General features: G+C 69.9%; 21 protein-coding genes and 3 pseudogenes. 10 read left to right on the top strand and 14 right to left on the bottom strand.

What is annotated here, in order from left to right; genetic code table 11:
- The first annotated feature begins 221 nt into the window (after positions 1 to 221).
- Positions 222 to 2399 carry an MMPL family transporter gene (locus ACFY3J_RS22825; RefSeq protein ID WP_390841683.1) on the top strand — a complete coding sequence of 726 codons (2178 nt, stop codon included), beginning with the start codon at positions 222 to 224 and terminating at the stop codon, positions 2397 to 2399.
- Between the two features lie 460 nt (positions 2400 to 2859).
- On the opposite strand, the gene ACFY3J_RS22820 is transcribed toward ACFY3J_RS22825, so the two are convergent.
- Both ACFY3J_RS22820 and ACFY3J_RS22815 read right to left on the bottom strand, forming a co-directional pair.
- Positions 2860 to 4413 (bottom strand): multicopper oxidase family protein, encoded by a 1554-nt coding sequence (locus tag ACFY3J_RS22820; protein WP_390841642.1) that lies wholly within the window; start codon positions 4411 to 4413, stop codon positions 2860 to 2862.
- Positions 4410 to 5003, bottom strand: coding sequence for a hypothetical protein (locus ACFY3J_RS22815; RefSeq protein ID WP_390841641.1), 594 nt, complete (start codon positions 5001 to 5003; stop codon positions 4410 to 4412). The genes ACFY3J_RS22820 and ACFY3J_RS22815 overlap by 4 nt, the downstream gene beginning before the upstream one ends.
- A gap of 501 nt (positions 5004 to 5504) precedes the next feature.
- On the opposite strand from ACFY3J_RS22815, the gene ACFY3J_RS22810 reads away from it, so the two are divergent.
- Both ACFY3J_RS22810 and ACFY3J_RS22805 read left to right on the top strand, forming a co-directional pair.
- Positions 5505 to 6380, top strand: a complete 876-nt coding sequence (locus ACFY3J_RS22810; RefSeq protein ID WP_384183851.1) for an undecaprenyl-diphosphate phosphatase — start codon at positions 5505 to 5507, stop codon at positions 6378 to 6380.
- A gap of 271 nt (positions 6381 to 6651) precedes the next feature.
- A pseudogene (locus ACFY3J_RS22805) lies at positions 6652 to 7139 on the top strand (oxidoreductase); the annotation flags it as partial.
- Positions 7140 to 7308: 169 nt separating this feature from the next.
- On the opposite strand, the gene ACFY3J_RS22800 reads toward ACFY3J_RS22805, so the two are convergent.
- Entirely contained in the window at positions 7309 to 8004 is a 696-nt protein-coding gene (locus ACFY3J_RS22800; protein ID WP_390841640.1) for a DUF305 domain-containing protein, read from the bottom strand.
- A 65-nt stretch (positions 8005 to 8069) separates the two neighbouring features.
- Here ACFY3J_RS22800 and ACFY3J_RS22795 point away from each other — a divergent pair, with 65 nt between their 5' ends.
- The gene (locus ACFY3J_RS22795; RefSeq protein ID WP_390841639.1) at positions 8070 to 9572 is read left to right on the top strand and encodes an LVIVD repeat-containing protein; all 1503 of its coding nucleotides are present in this window, start codon (positions 8070 to 8072) and stop codon (positions 9570 to 9572) included.
- Between the two features lie 104 nt (positions 9573 to 9676).
- Here ACFY3J_RS22795 and ACFY3J_RS22790 read toward each other — a convergent pair whose 3' ends face one another.
- Positions 9677 to 10393 carry a hypothetical protein gene (locus ACFY3J_RS22790; RefSeq protein ID WP_390841638.1) on the bottom strand — a complete coding sequence of 239 codons (717 nt, stop codon included), beginning with the start codon at positions 10391 to 10393 and terminating at the stop codon, positions 9677 to 9679.
- Positions 10394 to 10662: 269 nt separating this feature from the next.
- A pseudogene (locus tag ACFY3J_RS22785) lies at positions 10663 to 10899 on the bottom strand (transposase); the annotation flags it as partial.
- Between the two features lie 43 nt (positions 10900 to 10942).
- On the opposite strand from ACFY3J_RS22785, the gene ACFY3J_RS22780 reads away from it, so the two are divergent.
- Positions 10943 to 11692, top strand: a complete 750-nt coding sequence (locus ACFY3J_RS22780) for a DNA polymerase beta superfamily protein (RefSeq protein WP_384183841.1) — start codon at positions 10943 to 10945, stop codon at positions 11690 to 11692.
- Here the strand turns inward: ACFY3J_RS22780 and ACFY3J_RS22775 are convergent.
- Positions 11618 to 12361: a DNA polymerase beta superfamily protein gene (locus ACFY3J_RS22775; RefSeq protein WP_390841637.1), complete on the bottom strand. Its 744-nt coding sequence runs from the start codon at positions 12359 to 12361 to the stop codon at positions 11618 to 11620. The two genes, ACFY3J_RS22780 and ACFY3J_RS22775, sit on opposite strands and share 75 nt — an antisense overlap.
- Positions 12362 to 12512: 151 nt before the next feature.
- A complete protein-coding gene (locus ACFY3J_RS22770; RefSeq protein ID WP_390841636.1) occupies positions 12513 to 13880 on the bottom strand; it encodes a VanZ family protein in 1368 nt (455 codons plus the stop codon).
- 369 nt (positions 13881 to 14249) lie between these two features.
- Here ACFY3J_RS22770 and ACFY3J_RS22765 point away from each other — a divergent pair, with 369 nt between their 5' ends.
- Positions 14250 to 14579 (top strand): transposase, encoded by a 330-nt coding sequence (locus tag ACFY3J_RS22765; RefSeq protein WP_390841635.1) that lies wholly within the window; start codon positions 14250 to 14252, stop codon positions 14577 to 14579.
- 322 nt (positions 14580 to 14901) lie between these two features.
- Complete coding sequence (locus tag ACFY3J_RS22760) at positions 14902 to 16305, top strand: hypothetical protein (RefSeq protein ID WP_384187989.1); 1404 nt, start codon at positions 14902 to 14904, stop codon at positions 16303 to 16305.
- A gap of 214 nt (positions 16306 to 16519) precedes the next feature.
- Here the strand turns inward: ACFY3J_RS22760 and ACFY3J_RS22755 are convergent, their stop codons facing one another.
- Positions 16520 to 17008: a GNAT family N-acetyltransferase gene (locus ACFY3J_RS22755; RefSeq protein WP_351292817.1), complete on the bottom strand. Its 489-nt coding sequence runs from the start codon at positions 17006 to 17008 to the stop codon at positions 16520 to 16522.
- Positions 17009 to 17286: 278 nt separating this feature from the next.
- Here ACFY3J_RS22755 and ACFY3J_RS22750 point away from each other — a divergent pair, with 278 nt between their 5' ends.
- Positions 17287 to 17676: a hypothetical protein gene (locus ACFY3J_RS22750; RefSeq protein ID WP_390841634.1), complete on the top strand. Its 390-nt coding sequence runs from the start codon at positions 17287 to 17289 to the stop codon at positions 17674 to 17676.
- Between the two features lie 58 nt (positions 17677 to 17734).
- On the opposite strand, the gene ACFY3J_RS22745 is transcribed toward ACFY3J_RS22750, so the two are convergent.
- The 4 genes and pseudogenes from ACFY3J_RS22745 to ACFY3J_RS22730 form a co-directional block, all read right to left on the bottom strand.
- Entirely contained in the window at positions 17735 to 17974 is a 240-nt protein-coding gene (locus tag ACFY3J_RS22745) for a hypothetical protein (protein WP_390841633.1), read from the bottom strand.
- A gap of 749 nt (positions 17975 to 18723) precedes the next feature.
- Positions 18724 to 19024, bottom strand: a pseudogene (locus tag ACFY3J_RS22740) (glycosyltransferase family 2 protein); the annotation flags it as partial.
- A gap of 23 nt (positions 19025 to 19047) precedes the next feature.
- Positions 19048 to 19647: a hypothetical protein gene (locus ACFY3J_RS22735; RefSeq protein WP_384188000.1), complete on the bottom strand. Its 600-nt coding sequence runs from the start codon at positions 19645 to 19647 to the stop codon at positions 19048 to 19050.
- Positions 19638 to 20234 (bottom strand): peptidoglycan-binding protein, encoded by a 597-nt coding sequence (locus ACFY3J_RS22730; protein WP_384188003.1) that lies wholly within the window; start codon positions 20232 to 20234, stop codon positions 19638 to 19640. Before ACFY3J_RS22730 ends, ACFY3J_RS22735 begins: the two co-directional genes overlap by 10 nt.
- A 534-nt stretch (positions 20235 to 20768) precedes the next feature.
- On the opposite strand from ACFY3J_RS22730, the gene ACFY3J_RS22725 reads away from it, so the two are divergent.
- On the top strand, positions 20769 to 21104 hold the full coding sequence (locus ACFY3J_RS22725; RefSeq protein ID WP_384188006.1) for a hypothetical protein: 336 nt from the start codon (positions 20769 to 20771) through the stop codon (positions 21102 to 21104).
- The gene (locus ACFY3J_RS22720) at positions 21101 to 21457 is read left to right on the top strand and encodes a hypothetical protein (RefSeq protein WP_390841632.1); all 357 of its coding nucleotides are present in this window, start codon (positions 21101 to 21103) and stop codon (positions 21455 to 21457) included. The genes ACFY3J_RS22725 and ACFY3J_RS22720 overlap by 4 nt, the downstream gene beginning before the upstream one ends.
- A 423-nt stretch (positions 21458 to 21880) precedes the next feature.
- Here the strand turns inward: ACFY3J_RS22720 and ACFY3J_RS22715 are convergent, their stop codons facing one another.
- Both ACFY3J_RS22715 and ACFY3J_RS22710 read right to left on the bottom strand, forming a co-directional pair.
- Positions 21881 to 22126 (bottom strand): hypothetical protein, encoded by a 246-nt coding sequence (locus tag ACFY3J_RS22715; protein ID WP_384188012.1) that lies wholly within the window; start codon positions 22124 to 22126, stop codon positions 21881 to 21883.
- A gap of 467 nt (positions 22127 to 22593) precedes the next feature.
- Positions 22594 to 22887: a hypothetical protein gene (locus ACFY3J_RS22710; RefSeq protein ID WP_390841631.1), complete on the bottom strand. Its 294-nt coding sequence runs from the start codon at positions 22885 to 22887 to the stop codon at positions 22594 to 22596.
- Between the last annotated feature and the right edge of the window lie 783 nt (positions 22888 to 23670).

Below are 23670 nucleotides of genomic sequence, written 5' to 3'. Positions count from 1 at the left end.
ACCCGGACCACGAAGGACGGCCCGCCGAGCTCCGACTCCCACGGACGGGACAACCGGAGTCGTACGCGCCCACCCGAACCCACAACCGCTGAGGTATGCGAGGTGTCCACCCCGGGCGGACGTACCCGGGCATACGCCCACTCCACGATCGGCGCATGAACACATCACCCGCAAGCGGCGACGACATCGCCACCAACACCCCTCCCACAACCGGGGTCCGCATGCCCCCGACGCCCGAGACCGCCGTCACCCCGGCAGCCCCGGGCCACGGCGGGGTCTTCGCCCGCCTGGCCTTCTGGTCACAGCGCCACCGCTGGGCCGCTCTGCTCCTGTGGGTGGCCGTGGTCGCCGTGATCACTGCCGGCACACGGGCGGCCGGCAGTACATACCACAACGACTTCCTGCTGCCCGGCACCGACTCCCAGGCCGCCACCGATCTGTTGAAGAAGCATGGCTCGGCACAAGCCGGCGACAGCGTACAAATCGTCTTCAAGGACGAGACCGGGCTGCGGGCCACCGGCGTCCGGCCCCGCGTCGAGTCGATGCTGAACGAGGTCCGCGGCCTGCCAGGCGTCGCCACAGTCCGCAGCCCGTACGCGGACACGGCCGCCATGTCCCGGCACGGCACCATCGGATATGCCACCGTGACGCTCGCCGGCAAGGCGCAGGACGTACCGAAGCCGGACATCGTGAGGATCATCGATACAGCGAAGTCCGCAGAACAGTCCGGGAAGAGTGGCCTGAGGGTGGAGCTCGGCGGTGCGGCGGTGCGCGCGGCACAGGAGCAGAAGAGCGGGGCCGCCGAGGGCGCGGGGCTGATCGCCGCGCTGGTGGTGCTCGTGCTGCTCTTCGGCTCGCTGGCGGCCGCCGCGCTACCCCTGGTCACGGCGCTGTTCGCGGTGGGCGGCGCGATCGGCCTGATCGTGCTGGCCTCGCACGTGTTCACGGTCGCCGACTTCACCCCGCCGGTGATGATGCTGGTCGGCCTCGCGGTCGGCGTCGACTACGCGCTGCTGATCTTCTACCGCTACCGCCACGAGATCACGGACGGCGCCGATGCATCCACGGCCACGCGTCGGGCGATGGACGCCGCCGGTCGTACCGTCTTCTTCGCCGGCTGCACCGTCATCATCGCGCTGCTCGGCCTCGTGGCCCTGGGACTGGGCGCGCTGCAGGGCGTGGCGCTCGCCGTCGCGCTGACCGTCCTCGTCACCATGGCGGCATCACTCACCCTGCTGCCGGCACTGCTGGCGGTGTTCGGCGGGCGCATCAGGCGCCAGGTGCTGCGGCACGCGGCCAAGGCGCAGGCCAAGGGGAGGGTGACGGGTTGCCGTTGGCGTGCCCTGGCCCGGGCCGTACAGCACCGGCCGCTGCCCGCCCTGCTGGCCGCCACCGCGGCACTGCTGGCCCTGTCCGCGCCTGCGCTCGGCCTGCGCCTCGGCTTCGCCGACGCGGGCAACGACCCTGCCTCGTCCACCAGTCGGCAGGCCTACGACCTGCTGGCGGAGGGCTTCGGCCCCGGTTTCAACGGCCCGCTGGTCGTCGTGGGCAAGGGCGACCAGGCGGCGGGCGCTCAGCTGCGCTCGGCCCTCGCCACAACCGACGGCGTGGCGGCAACGACCCCGCCGATCCCGTCCGCCGACGGCTCCCTGTCCACGGTCCTGGTGTTCCCCACGACCGCGCCACAGGACAAGGGCACCACCGACCTCGTCCACGAACTGCGCGACCACGTACTGCCGCCGCTGGAGAAGCGCACCGGCGCGGACTTCCTGGTCGGCGGTTCGACGGCGGCCGCGCAGGACTTCGCCGACAGGGTCTCGGCCCGCATGCCACTTTTCATCGCCATCGTGGTGGGCCTGTCGTCACTCCTGCTGATGACGGTCTTCAGGTCGCTCCTGATCCCCCTCAAGGCCGCCGTCCTGAACCTCCTGTCCATCTCCGCCGCCCTGGGCGTGATCACCCTGGTCTTCCAGCACGGCTGGTTCGGCGCGCAGCCGGGACCGGTCGAGGCCTTCATCCCCGTGATGATCTTCGCAATCGTCTTCGGCCTCTCCATGGACTACGAGGTGTTCCTCGTCTCCCGCATCCACGAGGAGTGGGTACGCACCCGGGACCACGCCCACGCCGTCTGCGAAGGCCTGGCCGCGACCGGCAAGGTCATCACCGCGGCCGCAAGCATCATGATCGTCGTCTTTGCGGCCTTCATGCTCAGCCCGAGCCGCATGCTCCAGCAGTTCGGCCTGGGCCTGGCGACGGCTGTCCTCCTGGACGCGCTGATCATCCGTTGCCTGATCGTCCCGGCCGCCATGCAGCTATTCGGCACTCGGGCGTGGTGGCTGCCGGCCCCGTTGTCCCGCCGTCTGCCGAGGCTGGCGCTGGAGGGCGACCACGCCCTCTGACAGGCGGCCACAAGAGGGTCGCCCGGCTGCGAAACTCAACCGCCCCGGGAGCGGCGCGCACCGCGGCACCGAAGGTGATCCTCATAAATGGGGTTCCGCTCTGTAACAAGTGGTGGCGAACCAACCAACATGTAGCTCGGCCTGCCGCTCTGGGCTTCCGGCGCCGGTGGTTCACCGTCGGCCCGCGCCTGGATCAACCGCCGTCCAGGCCGCCCAGCGCCGCGAGCGCGGCTGCATCCGCGGCGGGAAGTGGGCATCCGCCGGGGCGTACCCCCACTTCCCGCGGCGGCTTGACGGCTTCGTTCGAGCGGACCAAGAGACTCGGCCTCGACGCTGCCCTGGGAATGGAGCGCTGAGCGTCGCGCACACGATCGCGCCGAGCAGCAACCCGAGGCACACGCGGCAGCAGGCGACCCGGCCCTCAAGACTCATCCCCCGGCATGCCGGTGAACCTATGCGGTCACGGTACTGGCGGGACGACTTCGAAGTTGGCCATCATCGCCATGTCCTCGTGCTCCAGGTTGTGGCAGTGGAAGACGAAACGCCCCCGGTAGCCGGTGAATCTGGTGATGACCGAAACCGCCTCGCCCGGGCTCAGGTCGACGGTGTCCTTCCAGCCCGCGTCGTAGGGGCCGGGGGCCTCGCCGTTGCGGGAGAGCACCTGGAAGTGCACCAGGTGCAGGTGGACCGGGTGGTGGAAGTCGCTGGTGAACCGCCAGACCTCCAGGGCGCCCAGCCGGGGCGTGGCGTCGGCTCGCATCGGGTCGAAGGGCCGGCCGTTGATCGTCCAGCCCTCGTCGCCCTGGTCGCGGAAGGCGAAGGTGCGGGTCGCCGTCGCGCGCGCCGGGTCCAGGCGCTCGATGTCCGACAGTCGTGCGGGCACGGTGCTGTCGTCGGTGGCGCGCCGGGCGATCCGGAAGCGCATGACCGCGGCGGTGGTGCCGCTGCCGAGCCGGTTGGCCAGGGTGACCTCCTCGCCGACCCGGTAGCGGGAGAAGTCGACGACGACGTCGAAGCGTTCCCCGGGCGCCAGTACGATCGCGTCGTGCGCTCTCGGGGACGCCAGCAGGCCGCCGTCGGAGCCGATCTGCACCAGGGCGCCGCCGCCCGCGGGCTGGGGGTCCAACTCCAACCGGTAGCGGCGTGCGTTGGAGGCATTGAGGATGCGCAGCCGGTATCGGGCGGCGTCGACTTCCAGGACCGGCCACGGCGCGCCGTTGACCAGGATCACGTCGCCCAGGACCCCTTCGACGTAGTCCGGCTGCACGCCCGGGGTGTGCAGCAGGGTCGGGTCGGTCGCGGGGTAGCGGAAGGAGCCGTCGGCTTCGAAGGCCCGGTCGGTGATCATGAGGGGGATGTCCCGGTCCCCGCGCGGCAGGGGCAGGGCCTCCTCCTCGTCGTCGTGCACGAGATGAAATCCGGCCAGTCCGCGCCAGACGGAGGCGCCGGTGAAGTCCATGCGATGGTCGTGATACCAGAGCGTGGCGGCCCGTTGCTGGAGGGGGTACTCGTAGACGCGTGAGCCGTGGGCCAGGTTGGCCCGGTGGTCGTGGTGCGGGAGCGGGCCGGTGAACCCGTCGGGCACGATCAGGTCGGTGGGGTAGCCGTCGCTGGCCGGCGGGGTGCGGCCGCCGTGCAGGTGCACGACGGCGGGCACAGGAAGCGCGTTGTGGTGGCGGACCACGGTCCGCCGGCCGCTGCGGGAGACGAGGGTGGGCCCGGGGAAGGTCCCCTCGTATCCCCAGATCGCGGTGGTGTGGCCGGGCAGGATCTCCTGGGTGGCGGCCTTCTGCGTCACCTCGTAGTAGTCGGTGGTGGCGTCCTGGCGCGGGGTCAGCACCGGCGGTACCGGCAGCGGCACCTGGTACGGGGTGGGCAGCGGCAGCAGGCTGCGCAGCAGTTCCCCGGTCTGGACGTGGGCGGCCAGCCGCGGGATCTGTGTGCCCACCGCCGCCAGGGCGGCCGCGCCGCCCAGGGCGCCGAGGAGGCGGCGGCGCGGTATCGCCGGCTTCATGCGACCTCTTGCGCGGGCCGCGGCGCCTCCGGGGACGTGCCGGGCGGCGGCGCCTCCGGGGACGTGCCGGGCGGCGGCGCCTCCGGGGACGTGCCGGGCGGCGGAACTCTCCCGGACTCCGACCGGGCGTCACCGTTCGAGGCCGGGACGGGGCCCGGGGGCAGGGGACGCCACACCTGGACCAGGAGCAGCAGTCCGGCGGCGATGAGCGTCACACCCAGCGGGACGTGTACCCCCAGGGTCCGCTGGTAGCCGAGAACGGCCTGCCCGGCCTCGGCCACGAGCAGCACGGCGCTGACCGCGGCCGGCCGGCCCGGACCGCGGCCCGGGCGCCAGTACAGCAACGCCACCACGACCTGCACGAGGCCGACGGCGACGATGACGTTGGCGTTGACCGCATGCGCGGTGAGCATGTCGTAGTCGCCGGACAGGAACCGCCCGGCGAGGACGGCCTGGGTGAACAGGGCCGCGGCGTGCACCGTCGTCACCGCGCGCAGTGCACCGCGGGCCCGCGCGGGGTGCCGTCGCGAGTCCGGCGACTTGCGTGTGCCGGAGCCGCCCGGCTCGGCGGGGGCCGACGACGGCTGCACGGGCGTCTCCCCTCGGCCGTGGATGATCAGCACGCAACGGTAGTCCGCCCTCTCCCGCGCGTCTACACCTGGACACAGGGGGCCGAGCCACCCGCTCTCAGACCCGGGCCCCTACCGGGCATCGAAGCGGGGCGGCACAGCGACACCTCCGACCCCTCACCAGGTCGAGTGCGGCGGGATGGACACCTCAGGCGCCTCACTCGTCAAGTCGTGTGCATGCCCCCTGCCTCGGTGTCGAACAGTGCGTCCAGGGTGTCTCCGATCCGGATGAGGTCTTCGGTGGAGAGCCGCTGCGCGCGAGCCGGTTCGGGCTTCCCCGGCACGCGTCCGGACGTCCGCACCCACCGTGTCGTCAGGAGCGCGTGGCGATTTGTGAAGCCGCTGTTCGCAGTCCCGTCACCTGCGGGCGCTACCGTGCCCCGCGGCGCACCCGATCACCAAGCACGGCGGACCGGTGTGTCCATCGCCCTTGCCCGATCGGCCCTTGGACTCCGTACCTCCATGTCTTGGCTTGAATCCCTCATCCTCGGACTCGTCCAGGGGCTGACCGAATTCCTCCCCGTCTCCTCCAGCGCGCATCTGCGGCTGACGGCGGCCTTCTCCGGATGGCAGGACCCCGGCGCCGCCTTCACGGCGATCACCCAGATCGGCACGGAGGCGGCGGTGCTGATCTACTTCCGCAAGGACATCGGCCGGATCCTGTCGGCCTGGACCCGTTCGCTGGGGAGCAGGGCGATGCGCCGCGATCCGGACGCCCGCATGGGCTGGCTGGTGATCGTCGGATCCATACCCATCGGCGTGCTCGGGCTGACCCTCAAGGACCAGATCGAGGGGCCGTTCCGCGATCTGCGGGTGACCGCGACCATGCTGGTCGTCGTCGGCGTGGTCATCGGTGTCGCCGACCGGCTGGCCGCGCGCGACGAGAAGGGCGGCCGGCACCGGGCGCCCAAGCAGGGCAAGGTGCTGCAGGACCTGGGCGTCAAGGACGGCCTCATCTACGGCTGTTGCCAGGCCATGGCCCTGATCCCGGGCGTCTCCCGCTCGGGCGCCACCATCAGCGGCGGGCTGTTCATGGGCTACCGGCGCGAGGCGGCGGCCCGTTACTCCTTCCTGCTGGCCATTCCCGCCGTACTCGCCTCCGGCGTCTTCGAGTTGAAGGACGCGATGGAGAGCGACCACGTGGCGTGGGGGCCGACGCTGTTCGCCACGGGGGTCGCCTTCGTCTCCGGATACGCCGTCATCGCCTGGTTCATGAAGTACATCTCCACCAAGAGCTTCATGCCGTTCGTCTGGTACCGGATCGCCCTCGGCATCGTCATCATCGGGCTCGTCATGGCCGGTGTCCTCAGCCCGCACGCGGCCGAGTCGGCGGGCTGACCACACGACGGCGCCGGTCTCCACCGACCGACCGCCCAGTGCGGCGGCGGGAGCGGCTGCGGGTGACCGAGCCCTCGAACAACAACGGGCGGACGCTCCCGCCGTCCGGAACGTCCACGACAACTACCACCGACCACAACCACTGCCGGGCCAGCCGCCCGCAGCCCGGGTGCGCACCGTCCGGCGGGCACGGCCGCGGGCGCCGGATCGGTGTCGGCCGGCTCGAGCGTGGGCACCGCGCCGGGCACGAGGATCCGCGGGGCGCTACTGAGTCGCCCGCGCCGCCCGTGCCCCGCGGGCGCCGCTGCTCGTCCCCGACACACCCCGAAGGCACCGACGCAGACCATCGACGTACGCGACCTGGCGACGTGGCTCCTCGACACCGCGGAACGCCGAATCACGGGAACACACAACGCGGTTGGCCCGACTGTGCCCTTCGCCGAGTGGATCGAGCTGTCTCGAGGCGTCGGCGGGTACACCGGACCGGTCGTCACGGTCGCGTCCCGACAACTCCTCGCGCACGGAGTGACCGAGTACATGAGCCCCGACTCACTGCCCATGCGGGTGGTCGAACCGGGATGAGAGGGCTGGGCGGCGCGCGACGCGTCCGCCGCCACCGCCGCGGGCCTGCGTCACCGTTCCCGCACCGACCTCCTTGCCGACACTCTGCGCTGGGAACGCGAGCAGGGACTCCACCGGTCACGCCGCGCCGGACTCGCCACGGACACGGAGCGCGCGCTTCTGGCGGCCTTGGGATGAGAGAGCGTCCTCGGGCACTCAGTGATCTTGCCCAGCCGCCTCGACAACAGGGTTCGGGAGGCGTTCTGTGGGGCTGCCCGGCGGGCGCGAGGCGACTGCGGTTGCCGCCTTCTGCATCGCGCCGCCGGGCGCGCCCGGGGGAGGCGCCTGCGGGGCGCCACGCCGATCGTCAGGGCATCGCACGCATCCGGCTGATCTCGCTGGTCTGCTGTGCGATCACTTCGTTCGCCATCTCCTCGACCTGTACGTTGTTGCCGTCCGAGAGCGCCGATGTGGCCATGATGATCGCGCCGTTGTGGTGCATGATCATGAGTTTCAGGAACAGCTCGTCGAAGGCCGCGCCCCGCGCCGCGCGCAGCTGGTTCAGCTGTGCCTCGGTCGCCATGCCGGGCATCGTGGCGTGGTCGTGCCCTGAGCCCGTTCCGCCACTCGTGCGCCGGGCCCCGCCGTGGTTCTTCAACCACCCCTTCATGGCGTCGATCTCAGGCCCTTGACCCGCGGCGATGCGTGAGGCGATCCGCTTCACGCCGCTCGACTTCGCCTGGTGCTTGGCGAGTTCGGTCATTTCCAGGGCCTGGCCGTGGTGGATGATCATCATCTGGACGTACTCGAAGTCCGCCCCGTTGGGGGACCCGTCGGGGATCTCCTTCGCGGCGTCCTCGGCGGACAGGGTCCGGGCGGGCTCACCGGGCTTGCCGGGCGCGATCACCGAGGGACCGGGCGCGCTCTTCTTCGCCGGGGCGTCCGCGCCCGAGTCGCACCCGCTGACAGTGAGGGCGACAAGGGCGAGAGCGGTGACCCCCAGCCACTTGGCACGATCAAAGACTTTCACGGTGAGCGCGTTGCCATCCTTTGATCTGTACATGAAAGATACGATACTGCCGTTGTCCGTGAACCGTTCCCTTGTGAACGGAGACCAGGGAGGAAACAGTGAACCTGTTGCGCAGTCCCCGAACACGGCCCAGACACCTCGGGGTTGTGGCAGCCGCCACCGGCCTGCTGGCGGCGCTGCTCACGGCAGCTCCGGCCGTGGCCACGCCCGACCCCGGCGACGCCACCACCGCGACTCAGCGTGCGTCCAAGAGCGAGGCGGCCGAGACCAGAACGGCCATCGCCAAGGGCGAGATACCGGCGCAGGACGAGATCGTCCACTCCGACAACATCGAACACCTCGCCAACATCCCCAAGGATGCCCTGACGGACCTGAACTCCGACCTGGCCTTCCAGGGCAAGTACGCGTTCGCCGGCAACTACGACGGCTTCCGCATCTTCGACGTCAGCAACCCGAAGGCTCCCAAGACGGTCTCCCAGGTGCTGTGCCCGGGGTCGCAGAACGACATATCCGTCTCCGGGAACCTGCTGTTCCTGTCGACCGACTCCTCACGCAGCGACAACTCCTGCTCGAGCACGCCGCAGCCCGCGACCGAGAAGTCGTCGTGGGAGGGCATGAAGGTCTTCGACATCCGCGACAAGAAGAACCCGAAGTACGTCGCGGCAGTCGAGACCAACTGCGGCTCGCACACGCACTCCATCGTTCCCCATGGCCGCAACGTCTACATCTACGTGTCCTCGTACTCCCCGAGCCCCTCGTTCCCCGACTGTCAGCCCCCGCACGACGGCATCTCGATCGTCAAGGTGCCGCGCGACGCTCCCCAGAAGGCCGCGCTCGTCAACTTCGCGGTGCTCTTCCCCGGTGACGGCCCCGACGGGGGCGGCAACCCCGGCGCGCCCACCAACCCGGGTGTCTCCAAGACGACCGGCTGCCACGACATCACCGTGCTGCCGTCGAAGGACCTGGCCGCCGGTGCCTGCATGGGCGACGGCATCCTGATGTCCATCAAGGACCCGGAGCACCCGAAGGTCATCGACCAGGTCCAGGACAACGTCAACTTCGCGTTCTGGCACTCGGCGACCTTCAACCAGACCGCGAAGAAGGTCGTCTTCACCGACGAACTCGGCGGCGGAGGCGCCGCCACCTGCAACGCGGCCATCGGTCCGAACCGCGGAGCCGACGGCATCTACGACATCGTCGGCAAGGGCGACAACCGCAAGCTGGTCTTCCGCGGTTACTTCAAGATCCCCCGGCACCAGGCGGACACCGAGAACTGCGTCGCCCACAACGGCTCGCTGATTCCGGTCAAGGGCCGCGACATCATGGTCCAGGCCTGGTACCAGGGCGGCGTCTCCGTCTGGGACTTCACCGACTCGACGAAGCCGAAGGAGATCGGGTACTTCGAGCGCGGCCCGCTCACCACGGACCGGCTCACCGTGGGCGGCTCCTGGTCCGCGTACTACTACAACGGCTACATCTACTCGAACGACATCGCCAAGGGCTTCGATGTGCTCAAGCTGAACGACCGGCGCACCGACCCGGCCCGAAAGATCCACCTGGACCAGCTGAACGTCCAGAGCCAGCCGGAGTACTTCGACTGACCCGGCAAACGCCCGCCCGGCTCCGGACCTGGGAACCCGGAAACGCCGGCTAGCGCTCAAGCGCCAAGGCACCGGTCCCGCCGGGCGGCTCGTCGCCCGGCGGGTCACCCAACTCCCGGTCCTGAGCAAAGCGGTGGACAACCCCTGCCCCGGGCCGCAGCCGCTGTCGGCGATCCGAGCGCCGTGCGGCAGCATCCCGCCCAGCCGGTCGGGTCCGGAGCGGATCCAGTCCGGAGCGGTCCGGAGCAGCCCGGAACGGTCCGGAGCGGCGTCCCTCGGCCCGCATGCTCGGCGCCCAGCGGGGTGTCCAGCAGCAGCATGCGTGCACCGTTCAACCTCCGTCCCCGCTGCCACAGCGGCACCTGAATGACCCGGTCCTCAGCCCGCAGCCCTCCGATGACCTCGAGAGTGATGCGGCCGTTGTTCTCCAGCGGTGCCGTCCAGTCGCCCACGAGCGCGGTCGACACCGCCTCGTGCCACCGTTTGCTGGTAGGCAGGCACAGGACACGGGAGGCGAACCAGTCGATGTGCTCGGGGGCGTCCAGGCGGCCGGCGGCCGCACCGCGTGCCCGGAGCGCCCACATCACATCGTTGGGGCCCCAGTTGGCGTAGCCATGGTGTTGGAGGAAATGCGTGGTGGACATGAGGGTGACGCTGCCATCGGCGTGCACCACCGGCTGGTACTGATCGTTCGTCGGCGGAGGCTGTACCGGGTAGCGGACGGCGTACGTGTGCAGCGTGGCGGCCAGCGAATCGACGCCCAGAGAGTTCATCGGGACGGGGGATGGCGGGGTGCCCCCGGCGGGGGATGCGGCGGTCACGGGTGATGCTCCTTGGTCGTTGCCAACAGCGTCACCTCTAGGCCTTGGGCGGAGGGTGTTCCGGCAAAAAATCTCGCCGGCCTTCCTGTGGTGCTCGTCACACCGCCGCCGCGCACCCGGAAACCGGCTCGGTTGGCCCCGTTAAGGCCTCAAGGCGGCGGCCGCCGCCTTGAGGCCGTGAGGGTGCCTCCGGCACCACGCGCTGGAACAGCTCCCACAACTCGTCCGGCACCAGCCGCTCAACGATCACTGTCACGGCCAACAGCCTAGCGAGCCATATGAGATGACCTCTTGGCGAAGGCTTCCAGGGCTGAGGGGTAGTACTCGCGCAGCAGGGAGCGGAGTTGGTCGGCGATCTGCTGCCGGTTCCACGTTGCGTCCTGCTGAGCCCGGGCGAGCACGGAGATGGCGCGGGCGAGGTCCGAGTCCTGGGGCAGCGGGCGATGGGCGTGCATGTCGGTGCGGAGGATGTTCGCCAGGACCAGGGCGTCGCCGGGTTCGGACTGGGCGAATTGTTGATCCTGTGGGCGCTCTGGGACGCTTAGGTCCATGATCGACGGCCTCGACATGGACCTGACGCCCGTGATCGCCGAACAGCCCGCCCCTCTGCTGTTCGCGACCGTCTCTGGCGCCCACCTATACGGCTTTCCCTCGCAGGACTCCGACCTGGACCTGCGAGGCGTCCACCTGCTGCCCGCCGCAGACCTGGTCGGGCTGCGCGAGCCGGAGGAGACGCGGTCGCGGACGTGGGTGCGGCTCGGGGTCGAGATGGACCTCGTCACCCACGATCTGCGCAAGTTCGTACGGCTGATGCTGCGGCGCAACGGCTATGTGCTGGAGCAGCTGCTCTCGCCGCTGGTCGCGCACACCACCGACGCCCACCGGGAGCTGGCCGCGTTCGTGCCGGGCGTCCTCACCCGTCACCACGCCCACCACTACCGCGGGTTCGCGGTGACCCAGTGGCGGCTGTTCGAGAAGACCGGCGAACTCAAGCCGCTGCTCTACACCTTCCGCGTACTGCTCACCGGCATCCACCTCATGCGCAGCGGCGAGGTACAGGCTCACCTGCCGACTCTCGCCGGCGAGCCGGCCGCGCCCGGCTATCTGCCCGAGCTGGTGGCCGCCAAGGCGGAACGCGAGCACGGCACGGCCGTCGTCGATCACGCGCGCGTGGCGGCCGACGTGGAGCGGCTGCATGCCGTGCTCGACGAGGCGCAGGCCGTCTCAGCCCTGCCCGAAGCGCCCACCGCGCACGATGCCTTGCACGACTTCGTGGTGCGCGTCCGGCTGGCCGGCTGAGGCGCGGCGCGCCCGGAACAGGAAGTCGGCTACGCGCGCGTGGTCTGGTTCCGGCGGAAGCGGGGTGTGCTGCAGGGCCTCCTCGGCCTCGGCTGCCAGCCGGGCCATGCGGGCCTCGACCCGCGCCCAGGAGACCTCGCCCCGCTTCACCGTGAGCAGGGACTCCCGCCGGTCGCCGACGCCGACGCGCAGATCGCCCGTGCGCAGCAGGTCGCGAGCGGCCATCAGCAGGCGGAGCAGGTGCATCGCGTGCTTCCAGCGCGGAAAGCCCGTCGTACGGACGTCGGCGTCGAGCTTGCGGCGCTGGCCGAGGGCGTAGCGGGTGAAGGTGTCGTAGGCCCGGCAGGAGAGGAAGGCGCCGCGCAGGGACAGCAGCTCGCGGCCGGTGTCGTCCACGTGCTCGACCAGTGGTGAGTGCAGGCACTCCAGGATGTTCGGGTTGGCGCGCAGCGCCAGTTCGCAGAAGCGTTCCAGCTCCCAACTGAACTGCTCGGGGAGCGGCTCTTCCACGTGCGTGGGCGGCTTCTCGAAGGGCCAGAACAGGGCGGTGGGGGCGAGGAAGACGCCCCGGAGTTCCGTGTCGCTGTCGCCGGTCGCCAGCCCGAAGGCGCGCGAGCCCATGACACAGGCGTAGATGGTGTGGCCGCGCACCAGGTCCTCGGGCTGCATGCCTGGGAGCGTACGGGGAACCTCACGTCGGGCTGATGGAATTTCCCTCGACCTTGCTCGGCTTGGCAGGCAGCGGCCGGGCCGTGGGCCACGGAGCCGTCGGAACCGCGCGCCAGGGGCCAAGAGTGCACTGGCGCGCTTGCGCTCCCCCTCAGTCCGCGCTTTCGCCCGTGGCCGCGTCCAACGACTCCGTCATCGGTTCGCAGCCGTCTCCGTCCGCGTCGGGTGTGCACCGGGTGTCGGTGACGACCACCGACCACACCGCGCGCCACGGACCCGTATGGCCCATGGTCCGCTTGGTGGTGAGCGGACCGGCCTCGATCCGCAGTCCGGCCGTGTCGGCATGGTTCTTCCTCCGCTTCGCGCGGACGATCTCCTCGGCCCGCCGTGCCGAGATCAGCTTGGCGGGGAGGGGCACATGCGTGGGGCCGAGGTCGACCTGCATCCCGTACACGCGTCCGGCGGGGTTGATCCGTACGTCGAGGCTGCGGGGCATTTCCGCGCCCCGCTCCTTGAACCGCCAGGAGGTCACCCAGCCGGAGCCGGCGCTGTCGTGGACCGCTCGGGTGGCGTGCCAGGACGCCGACTCGGCCCAGGCGTAGTGGGCGCGCATGTAGGTGCGGGCGATGCGGTAGGCGTCGGCGGTGCCGTGGGGCGTGCCGGCGCCCGGCACCGGGTAACCGACCTTCTCCATGCTTCCCATACCCGCGGTGTTCCCGAAGTCCACGATCAGCCGGCGTCCTCCGGGCCACATCAGCTCCGCGGGGAGCCCGCCCGCGAACTGGATGTTCATCCAGCCGTTGTAGCCGTCGAGGCCGGGGCTGATCGTGACGGCGCCGACCCGGTAGCGGTCGCCGAAGGCCTGGTGTACGGCCCGCTCGGCGGCCACGCGCTCGTCACCGCGGGCGTCCCGCACGCTGGAGCCGTCCATGTGGTTCAGGGTGACGGCGCTCCGGCAGACGACCGCCCCGAGCACGGCGAGGACGGCGGTCACGGCCGCGGTGGGGGCGGTCCAGGCCCGCCAGGCGACGCGCCCGCGCAGCAGCACGAGCCCCGCGGCCACGCCCAGCGCACCGCCGCCGGCGTTCATCTCCACGTCGGCGCTGTCGCAGATGCCGCTCACGAACGGGGCCAGTGCCTGGGTGAGTTCGATGAGGACCGGCAGTGCCAGGACGCCGGCCAGCGCGGGCAGCGGTCGGCGCAGGGCGAGCACGCCGAAGAGGCCGAGCGGCACGAACATCGCCAGGTTCCACAGGCCCTGCGTGGTGTACAGCGGCTCGGTGAGGTCGTGGTTGACCACGCACTCGGCACGTCCGGTCGTGCCGCCGCGCAGCGCCAGCGTGACCCCGAGGACTCCGGTGAGACAGAACACCAGCGGCGCCCACCAGCCCGCGTGGGCGATACGGCGCCGGCGCGCCACGTCCCACGCGAGGAGCCCCAGGACGGCGGCCACGGCTGTGAGCCCGGCCAGGAACCATATGTCGTCCCCGAAGACGGCGTCGAACACGTGCTTGCCCATCCCCCCGATGTCATGTCCGACGGCCTGGTCAGAGCCTCGAACACCTGATCATTTCTGAGCCTGGAAGCCTAACCGAGATGCGTGGGCGCCCAAGTCCGTGGGCCCGACCTCCGCGCGCGGCGAAGGGCCCCTGAGCTGCGGTGCTGTTGTTCACGGACTGCCGTTTGCGGCTGGTGACGATCCTGCTGGCTTATTCCGTGCCCAGCGGGGCTGGCGGCTCGTTGGTCGGGAGAGCAGCGACCGTCTTGACGCTCCCGGTCGCGGGTGGGGTGTGGAATGTCGATGCAGCCGAGGCCGTGGCCGAAGGTGCCTGAGCTGACCGCACAGGTGGCGCGGGCGGTGGCGGCACGGGGCCCGTACCCGTTGGCGATGCGGGTCCGCGACGAGCTGGGCGAGTTGTTCGCGGACGCCGAGTTCGCCGAGGCGTTCGGAGCCAGAGGGCGGCCGGGCTGGTCACCGGGCCAGCTCGCGCTGGTGACGGTGTTGCAGTTCACCGAGAACCTCACCGATCGCGCGGCAGCGCATCGGGTGCGGTACGGCACGGACCTGAAATACCCGCTCGGCCTGGAGCTGGATGATCCCGGGTTCGATGCCTCGGTGCTGTCCGAGTTCCGCACACGGTTGGTCGAGCACGGGATGGAGGAGAAGGTGCTCGATCTGCTGCTGACCGCGCTCAAGGACCGGGGTCTGGTGACCTAGCCCGCGACTACGAGCACCATCCGCCCATGCCGAGAGCATGATCCGCTGGGTCATGATCGGTGTCATGGTCCGACGCCTCACCCGGGGTCGACCGGCTACCCGACCAAGTCCCCGTCCGCTCTTCCGGGCGGCTTCATGAGGCGGCGGGCAATTGCTTGCACGGGGCGCCGTCAGGCGTCCGAAGAGCCGGCGGATTCGCGCAGGCAGCGCCGTGCGGCTTCCAGACGCTCGACGTAGTCCGGGGCGAAGATTCCCGTGAGCCTCTTGTCCAACGTGCCTGCGATCTTGTGGATCGGCGCCCCGCGCGAACCTGCACCTGTTCATGCCGGACGCGCTGGCCGGCCGGGTGGTCGAGGCGCCCTTCCCGCAGCCGGGCGCACCGGTCACCGCACGCATCGTCCCGGCGTCCGCGTCGAACGGCAGGTGCCTGCTCGTGCTGCACCCGCCCGGCGAGCCAGCCAACGGGGTGGGCCGGGTCTACGTCGAGTACCGCGTCCCAGCGGGCTGGGACGCCGGCATGGACCCACTGGGGCCAAGCCTCTCGCGGGAAGGGGTGGTCGTTCACTCGATCGTCGACATCGCCAACAAGGGGCCGCGCGCGTGGTACCGGGGATCGGTACCGACGGCGTCGCCGGACACCGATGTCGCCGTCGCGACGACACCGCTCGTCGTGCGCACCATAGCTGTCGATCCCGAGCGGCAGTGGGTGGACCTGTCGGTCACTGCGGGCGCGGCGAAGGCGGTCGAGATCGTCCGGGGACTCCAGACCGACGACGTGGTCGGCCCCGTCGGTGAGATCCAGGAGACCACGACGCCGTGCGGCGACCCCCTGCGCCGGGGGACCTTCGCCACCTCGACGACCGCCCGCTTCGGTCTGCGCAGCACCGGCTTCGGCGGCAGCGGCGAGCCCGTCAACCCGCAGCCCACGATCGCCTGGACCGTCGGTGGAGTGCCACTGAGCGCGCCGGGCGGGAATGTCAGCGTTCCCGTGGACGGGACGGCGTTCACGCTCGACTACACGATTGAGCCGGTCATGTTCGAGCTAACGCTCACCTCCCGGGGCGGTGAGCGCTACGAGACGCCCGCCGTGGTGACGGTCAGCGGGGATGGGACGACGACGTCCGCCACCGCCGTGTTCACGGCCCAGGGGTGGGTCGAGGGAATCCACCCCGACGACGTGGAGAAGTTCGGTGACTGCCTGCGCCGGATCACGGAGCGGTACCGGCGAATGCCCGCGCCGTTCCGCAGGCCGACGCCCGAGCCGCCGTGGAGCGACCTGTCGACGCGTCGGCTGGCCGAACAGGCCTGGCTGAGGCAGGCGTTCCGGCTGATCACTCAGCCGCCGGACCTCGACGCCACCGGCCGCGGCGAGCTGAGCCGGCTCCTCCAGGTGCAGGCGCCGCCCACCGCGTTCATTGACGCGCTGGGGGAGGCGGCCGTCGACTACAGCGTGCCGGAGACAGACCTCACCGACTGGCTCCGGAACCCCGAGTTCACCCCTTACCCGGCGCTCGCTCAGTCGCTGCTGCTGAGGCTGGACAGCACGCGGTTGAAGCGTCCTGTGTTCCTGGGCGTCATCGCGTTCAACTACGAGAACTCGCCAGGGAAGCCGTCGCCGCGTCTACTGGAGGACGTGGACACGGCCGTCCTGGAGGCGGCCGTGGTTGAGGGCTGGAACGTCCGGTATGGGGAGGCGGCGTCGGAGTTCGGCGAGCTGTTGGCGTGATGGTGCTGCTGATGCACAGGAAGTCGGACGGACCGACTTCCTGTGCCACCCGACTGGCCCAGAGCACCGGTCCCGGACCCGAACCATCCGACGACCGGCGCAGTACGGGTTAGGCGGCCTGGCCGAAGCCGACTGCGGTGGAGTCCTGCTCGCGCAGCGGGGTGAAGTCGACGTCGAGCTTCGGGTCGTACGCCTTGCGAACCGGCACACCGCGTCATTCCGAAGGAATGCGAAACTCGAATTCGGGACGGTCCCACGGCACGGCGGGCGGGTTCGCGAGCGCGGTCCCGGTCCGCACTGCACCAACGCGGTGGTAGAAGTCCTCGGCGGGAAGATGCGACACGACCTTGACACGGTCGAGCCCGGCGGCACGGGCCTCGGACTGCATGTGCGCGACGAGCAGTCGTCCAATACCACGTCCTTGCGCTTCGTCGGCGACGAAGAGCAGGTCGAGCTCCGGTGGAGCGAGGACGAGCGAGTAGAACCCGAGGACCCGGCCTCCATGCTCGTCGGCGCCGACGGCTACGAAGGCGCGGTGGGCTTCGATGTAATCAGGACCGACCCGGTAGCCCGCGACTGCGGCTGCGTACTTGCCCTCGTAGGCGCCTGAGCCACGCACGAGCCGCGTGAGCCGTTTGGCATCCCGCGCGACGGCCCTCCGTATCGTGATCGGCTGGCTGATCGGGGAAGTGCGTGAACTCATCGGGAGAGTATTTCGCACCGGAGAGTGCCGTCGTGCGGCGGGTCGGCTGCTCGGGCAGGCGTTCCTGCACCGCTCCCGGGTACCGCTCGCCCAGGCCCCGATCGGCTACGTCACTGCCGCCGAATTCGGCCCCGGTACTGGTGGACTCGCGTATTCAACCGTCGCGAGTGTTACTACCAAAGCGTCAGTGCAGTCACTGTGTGTACTGGAGGCGTCGCAGGATCATGTCTGTGCTGGCAGCAACTCGCGTTCTGGCCGTTGATGGCTAACCTGCTCTCATGCCGGAGAAGGTGCCCAAAGCGATCAAGCGTGTGAGCAAGCAGGACCTTGTAGGACTGAGTTCGAAGAGCGAGCGCCTTAACCTCGGCAGGGGACGTGAGCCTGGATGGCTTGATCAGCACCTGGCCGACGATGCGACGGGGTCACTGCGAGCGATCCTTCTTGAGCATCCCCCCAAGCTCTGTTACCGCTGCCTCGTCCTGATCAAGCGGGCCGACCGGGAAGTCAAGCACTTCCTGCTTGACGTGCTGCCGGAGGATTTCGACCGGCTTGAGGACATCGCTGGCGAGGCTCTTCTCGCCTTCACGCGCTGGGTGTTGATGCAGATTCCGTTGAGTCCCCTTCCTGCGGAGCAGCAGGTTCATTCGGCCGACCACAGGTTCAGGTAGTGCTCCGTGGGGTCCAGCCTGGTGGTGACCGCCAGTGGTTGCCAGAGGCGTATCGGCTTCAGGTGCCTCCGGCTTCGGAGGCCAGCTTGGCCGTGGTAACCCGGTGGTAGCTCAGAGCCTCCGCGACGACCGGGGCGGGCATCTCCAGCACGTGTTGCCGGATCGCAGCGGTGCGGCCGGCGGTGGTGGGGATGCCGAGGTCGTTGAGGAGGGCCGCAAGGACGTCGGGGTGGAGCGGTTGTCCAGCTCGGCGGCCTGGGAACAGCCACCGGCAGGCGTGGTTGGTCGCGGTGTTCATGTTGTCCCGGCTGTCGATCCAGCGGAAGAGGAGTTCCGCGAGCGGTTCGGGAACGGGGGACGGCGGCTCGCCGAGCCGGAGAACAGTCTGCTGTTCGGCTCGGGTGATGTCGTCCAGGGTGAGGCGGACGACGCGGCTGAGCGGCTGGGCGTAGAGCAGGACGATGCTGCCCGCGACCCTGGGCTCGCAGGGGCAGGCTCGGGTCTGTGAGAAGGCGTCCGATCAGCTCCAGGCGCTCGGTCTGCGGCATCGGTGTGGCCCGGCTGACCTGCACTGGAGGCAGCCGGAAGGGCCGGGTGAGCTTGCTGGCTGAACACCACTGCAGGAAGCTCCGGATGGTGTTGCGGGCGTATTCGTTGTGCTCGGCGTGCCAGGCGTCGATGCCGGTCTGACCGCAGGTGGCGAGAGTGTGGTCCCGATCGGCGAGCCAGTCGAGGAACGCGGTGGCCTGCTTGACCTGGTCCGCGACATGTCTGCGGGCGGCTGGCGTGATCGGCTTCTTCTCGGCGCGGGTCCGTAGCCGTGGCAGCACCTCCCAGGTGGCGTACCGGCGGATGACCTGTGCGTGGTCTGGGTTGGGGATGTCGGCGAGGTGCCCGATGAGCCATCTGCTCGGCGCCGGCCAGCACGACCTTGCGCCCGAGGACCGGCGCCTTCTGCTCCAGCTATTCCTGCGTGACGGGGGCGCTACGGGACCGATCGCCTCGTAGGTGGCGAACACGAACGGCTGCCGGGTCTCGCTGACAGCCCTAGATCCGCCGTTTGCGCAGCGAGTGCCACACGGCTCCGGACAGTGCCAGCGTCGACCGGGGGACCGACAGCCGTTCGTGTTCGCGGTAACAGCGCCCAGTTGTACGGGACGAGCGACAGCTTGTTGGAGGACAGCGATGCCGCTTGGTGGGACCTGTACACCGCAAGCGGTTCGGGAAGGCCCCGGGCGTCGGCGCCGTCGCGCATGATCGACAGCCACAGGGCGTAGTCCTGTCGCTTCCGCATCTCCGGCATCAGCCTCGTGCCCAGGACGTTGCGGTCGTACATGGCGGTCAGCGCGCGGGTTTAAGGGGTACCGGTGCTCACCTCTCGAGGTCGGACCAAGTCGCCACAAGTGCTCGCCGATCTGGAAAGCGGGGACCGGAGACCATCTCCTGGGTGGTCTCACCGTTGAGCCAGCACACTTGCTCGGGGCCGCCGTCGCCGGTGTCGAACAGGCAGCACACTCCGCCGCTGGCGGCGGTGAGGTCGGTGAACACCTTCCTGATGTTGGTCGACCGCGCGAACAAGCGGCTCATCCCCGACGTCGCTGCCCAGCACTCCACCGACGCGTAACCAGGGTGCAGGAAGGACTCGAACCGGATCGTCGCGTAGATGTACCCGATCTGGATGCGCCCGTCCGCCTCGGGTTCTGGGCCGCCCGCCTCCGCGTACTCGCGCAGTGCGTCGTCGACGTCGAACATGATGGACGTGTCGAGCTCGAGCGTGCTGTTCGTGGAGCAGTCGACCGGCTCGCTCTTGAAGCGGGACGTGAACGGGAGGACGAGCCGGTCACCGCCGGGCAGGGTGAGCTCGAGCGGTGGCACGCGAGGGGCCGGTGGCGCCAGCTCGGCCAGATTGGCCAGCGCCTTGGCGACGTTTCGGGGACGTAGATAGACGTCGTAGCCGTAGGTCAGCCCCATTCTTCCCCCTCTGCCGGGTCGAACCGCACCTTCTCATGACCCGCCCCTGGGACGCCTGCCGGTTTTGGAGAGGCACGCCGATCCGGCACCACAGTGGTTTCCCGCTGCTCCTTCTGGAAGTTGCTGACTGCGGTCTTCGTCTTCTTGCCGAAGGTGCCGTCGGCCCTCACGCCGAGCTGGACCTGGAGGGCCTTGACCGCCTGGCCCCGGGCGCCGGGGGCGACGGTGAGGTTGGTCAGCTTGGTCCAGGTGTTGGGGCCGATGACTCCGTCGGCGGCGAGGCGGTTCTTCCTCTGGAAGTCCCTCACCGCCTTGGCGGTCTTCTGGCCGAAGACGCCGTCGGCGGTGAGGCGGTGTCCGCGGGCGGCCAGGAGGTGCTGGGCGGTCAGGGTTTTGGTGCCCCTGGAGCCGGTCTTCAGCGTCGGCCACACCGCCGTCAGGGGGGTGGCGTGGGAGCCGCTGCGGGGGCCCGGCTTCGTCGAGGCGTTGGCCTCGTCGCCGGTGGCGTTCACCGCGCCGAGCGCGCCGCCGGCGAGGAGCACGGCCGCGAGGCCCTGGAGCAGAAGGTTCCTGGCGTTCTTGCGCATGTCTTGTCCTCGTTCGTGTGTCCCGGCCTGTCCGCTTGCGGCGGAGGCGTGGGGTGCTTCGCCGTCCTGCTGGGCGGCGCTGACGAGGTGAAGAGTTGGCGTACCGCTGTTCCTTTGGAAGCCGGACCCGCGTTCCTGCCGTTCCACCTGTTCCAGTGCTCACTCCGGGGCGCCCCGCGGGGGTGTTGACCTGGGGAAACGGGGGGAACGGTGGTCCGCGATGGGGCGAAAGGAGTGAGGAGAGGCCAGGACGGCTACCGGGAGGGACCCGCCTGGCTTCGTTCACTTCAAGCAGCAGCGTTTATCTGCCGGTTTGGACAGCAGTTGGTGATCTCGACACCCCTGGATGTCATGAGAAGTGACGTCAGGGTGTCCACATTGCCGGATGCCGGAAAGCAGTCGTGCAGGCCGTCTGCCGTGTCCGACAGGTGAGGGCCGCGTCCGGGCGGTCATCATGATGAGCCGGGGGCGTGGCCCTGTGGGGTCCGCCGGAGGTGAGAGAGGAAGGCAAGGGGGATCGGGACCGTGACAGAGGTGTTCGACAGGGCTGTGGACGTGCTCATCGTGGCTGTGGGGCTGGGCTGCGTGTGGTTGGGATGGCGGGCCGTGCTCAGGCCGCGCCAGCCACCGGAGCCGATCCGGGGACCTGTGGGGGTGGTCCTCGCCTGGGGGCTCGGCTATGTGTTCCTGGGGAACTCCCTCACCATCGAGTCGGTGACCCTGATCGCCGGCGGGGAGCCGGGCTGGCCGGCGGACGTGATCCGCTGGGTTGCCGGATCGCTCCTGGTCGGCTCGATCCTGGCGGCGTTCCTGTCCCGGCGGTGGGAGCGCCGTCGGGCCCGGGCCATGAATGAGGGGCGGCAGGCGTGAACCGGGCCGTCACCTGGAGTGAGGCGGCGCTCGTGGCCGCTGCCTGCTGGGCGGTCAGCGGTCTGGGATACGGCGTGCTCGCCGCCCTCGACGCGCCGCACGTGCCCGTTGCGCCCCTCATCGTCATGTGGCTTTCCCAGTGGTTCTGGGCTAGCCACCGCTTTTGGCTGGCCGGGGTCGCGGCGAGCCTCGCGGGGCCTGTCGTGCTGTTCGCTCTCATCGACGTCCTGCGTCCCGGTCTGGGCCGCTACGTTGCGGACGCCCTGGCCACGGGGGCCGCGGCGTCGGTCGCCTTGGTCGTCTTCACCCTGGTCAGCCGCGGAGCGGGACGCCATCGTGACGCAGCACGCTGACCAGTTCGTGGGTCACCGCCTCATCCCGCAGCCCGAGCCGGGTGCCGTTCGGCGACACACGTCCAACACCGCATGTGAGGGCTTCCCGGGCAAGGACCCCAGTGACTTCAAAACTCGTGAACATCGCCTGACCGTGGGTCTGGGCGCCTCGCAAACCCATGCGTCCCTTGTCATCCAATCGAGGCGCTCGACAGCGAACCCAGTCGTCCGGCAGCCAGAGCGCGTCGCGGCGCCTGGGCTGCACGGTCTCGCCACAGGTGTGTTCCTCGCGTCAGCTCGACGGCGAGTGCAGGCCGAAGTCGCGGGCCGTTGCCGGCTACTGAAAGAGGTCTTCTTGCGAGTTCGGGGGCACGGGCCGCTGGTCGCGCTCGAAGACCGTGCCGGACGACATTGCCCGCTCCCTTATTGCTGCCCGGGCATGCCTCAGCACTTCGTTGCCATCCGCTTGGCGCAGTCGAGGCAGAAGTCGACGGGTTCATCGAAGCGGTTGTCCAGCAGTCCCCCACAGTGGCAGTAGGCCAACCGGTCGAAGACGGCCGCGCAGCCGAGGCACAGGTGGATCGCGTACTCCGGGGCCTCCGTGAGGGGGCAGGTGGCCTCGACGAGGGCGGGGGCGGAGCAGGCTGCGGGTCGTCGGCGACCTTGGCCGCCTGCAGCTCCTCCACACACCGGGCACGGGCCAGCTCCTCGACGTCGAAGGCGATGCGCCGCAGGATCACCGCGCCCCTGGGCAGGCGGACGGGCACCGCTGTCGGTGGCCAGTTAGATCTCCCCGCTCACGGCCGCCTGACGGGGAATCAAGTGGCCGTGGCTAGATTCACTGTCAGTGACGAACGGGGCCCCTCATCTGGGTGAGCCACCGATGTCCACGGTTCTTGTGGTGGCGTCGTCGGCCACGAGGCCGACTTGGGTTTGGGTGCTCTGCCATGCGGCGGACGGTCGCTCGGACGTTCTTCAGGGGCCTTCGCACGGGTCGCCGTCCGCAGACACCGGCTTGGTGTCTGCCGCCAGGCAGGAGGAGTACACCCGCGGCGGCGTGGGCCGCGGCTTCGGTTCCGACGTGGCGCCCACGGCAATGATTGCCCCGGCACAGACGAAGGTTAGCCCTGCCATCGCGGCCAGCCAGGTAGCGCGGCTCACTGATCGCTACGGAAGTGGTTACGGAGATCGTCACGGCAGTCGTCCTCGGTGCCGACCTGGACTCGCGAGAAGACCAGCATTCCGTCTCCCTTGCCTTCCTGCTTGGCCTTGGCCAGCTGCGTCTCGATGTCCGCGATGCGCTCGGCGCACTCAACACTGACGGACTTCTCGGGCTGCGGGGCCGGTGCCGAGGAGGCGTTCAGTTTGGCGGTGGCGGCGAGGCCAGCCACGCACAGCACCGCCCACGCGGCAACCCACGAGCGGCGGCTCATCCGTATCGGCTTAGGCATCCAGGCATCCTACGAGCGCCGCGGCGGGCTGTCGCCGAATCGTTCCTCGTCGACGAGACCAACGGCGGAGCCAGCTGGCGTCGCCGACGAGGGCGGCGGAGTCTGACCGATCGCGCGTCAACTTTGGCCAGCTGTTGTTCAGACTCGACTGCTCGCCGAAGTCGGCGCGGGCAGTCTCGCTCTCGCCTTTCACGTTCCGGCCGCAGCTCGGGGCGTCTCCTGCAGGCCGCCGTCGCCTACCGCCCGACACGGCCGCGGGCCTCGCCGCGGCTTGGTCACGCACCGTATCAGGCGGCGCGAAACCGGGGAGCGAAACTGGCCATCAGCGGGGACCGCCTGTGGGGAGTTACTGGCCGTACGCGGGGAAAAAGATCTTGGCCGCTGTCACACCGCGCAGGTGTCGGTGAAGTCGCCCTCGGGGTGGAGGGTGGCGTCCGGCGGGAACGGCTTGCTGTCCAGGTGGTCGATCCACTCCGCGCACTGCCGGACCCACGCGACCTCGTCCTGTAGGCGCTCGGCGATGCTCGCACGGCCGGACAGCTCCTCGTCGTCGCTACCGTCCGGGTCCTCCGGGGCCGGGGCGACGTCGCCGGGCGCGGGTCAGTCGGCGGGGCGGCGCTGGCCGGTGCTGGAGGATCGCCCGGCACAGCGTCATGGCCCGTCCCCGCTGGTCTCGTCGGCGAATGGGGACGGCGAGTGTGCGACGACGTCCGGGTGCAGCGTGGGCGCGAGCTCTTTCAGGTCGGGGTGGCTGGCGGCCACGTCGCGCAGCAGCCGGGGGAA

Origin of the sequence: Streptomyces sp. NPDC001231 (assembly GCF_042896885.1) — a bacterium.
In the GTDB taxonomy this organism is placed as follows: domain Bacteria; phylum Actinomycetota; class Actinomycetes; order Streptomycetales; family Streptomycetaceae; genus Streptomyces.
Note: the sequence above shows the minus strand (reverse complement) of the source record. Positions and strands in the feature narration are given on the sequence as shown.

Coding starts and splice junctions, on each gene's coding strand:
- ACFY3J_RS22825 (WP_390841683.1), top strand. CDS start 222: ATGCCCCCGACGCCCGAGACCGCCGTCACCCCGGCAGCCCCGGGCCAC.
- ACFY3J_RS22820 (WP_390841642.1), bottom strand. CDS start 4,413: ATGAAGCCGGCGATACCGCGCCGCCGCCTCCTCGGCGCCCTGGGCGGC.
- ACFY3J_RS22810 (WP_384183851.1), top strand. CDS start 5,505: ATGTCTTGGCTTGAATCCCTCATCCTCGGACTCGTCCAGGGGCTGACC.
- ACFY3J_RS22800 (WP_390841640.1), bottom strand. CDS start 8,004: ATGTACAGATCAAAGGATGGCAACGCGCTCACCGTGAAAGTCTTTGAT.
- ACFY3J_RS22780 (WP_384183841.1), top strand. CDS start 10,943: ATGATCGACGGCCTCGACATGGACCTGACGCCCGTGATCGCCGAACAG.
- ACFY3J_RS22775 (WP_390841637.1), bottom strand. CDS start 12,361: ATGCAGCCCGAGGACCTGGTGCGCGGCCACACCATCTACGCCTGTGTC.
- ACFY3J_RS22770 (WP_390841636.1), bottom strand. CDS start 13,880: ATGGGCAAGCACGTGTTCGACGCCGTCTTCGGGGACGACATATGGTTC.
- ACFY3J_RS22765 (WP_390841635.1), top strand. CDS start 14,250: ATGCGGGTCCGCGACGAGCTGGGCGAGTTGTTCGCGGACGCCGAGTTC.
- ACFY3J_RS22760 (WP_384187989.1), top strand. CDS start 14,902: ATGCCGGACGCGCTGGCCGGCCGGGTGGTCGAGGCGCCCTTCCCGCAG.
- ACFY3J_RS22755 (WP_351292817.1), bottom strand. CDS start 17,008: ATGAGTTCACGCACTTCCCCGATCAGCCAGCCGATCACGATACGGAGG.
- ACFY3J_RS22750 (WP_390841634.1), top strand. CDS start 17,287: ATGCCGGAGAAGGTGCCCAAAGCGATCAAGCGTGTGAGCAAGCAGGAC.
- ACFY3J_RS22745 (WP_390841633.1), bottom strand. CDS start 17,974: ATGAACACCGCGACCAACCACGCCTGCCGGTGGCTGTTCCCAGGCCGC.
- ACFY3J_RS22735 (WP_384188000.1), bottom strand. CDS start 19,647: ATGGGGCTGACCTACGGCTACGACGTCTATCTACGTCCCCGAAACGTC.
- ACFY3J_RS22730 (WP_384188003.1), bottom strand. CDS start 20,234: ATGCGCAAGAACGCCAGGAACCTTCTGCTCCAGGGCCTCGCGGCCGTG.
- ACFY3J_RS22710 (WP_390841631.1), bottom strand. CDS start 22,887: ATGCCTAAGCCGATACGGATGAGCCGCCGCTCGTGGGTTGCCGCGTGG.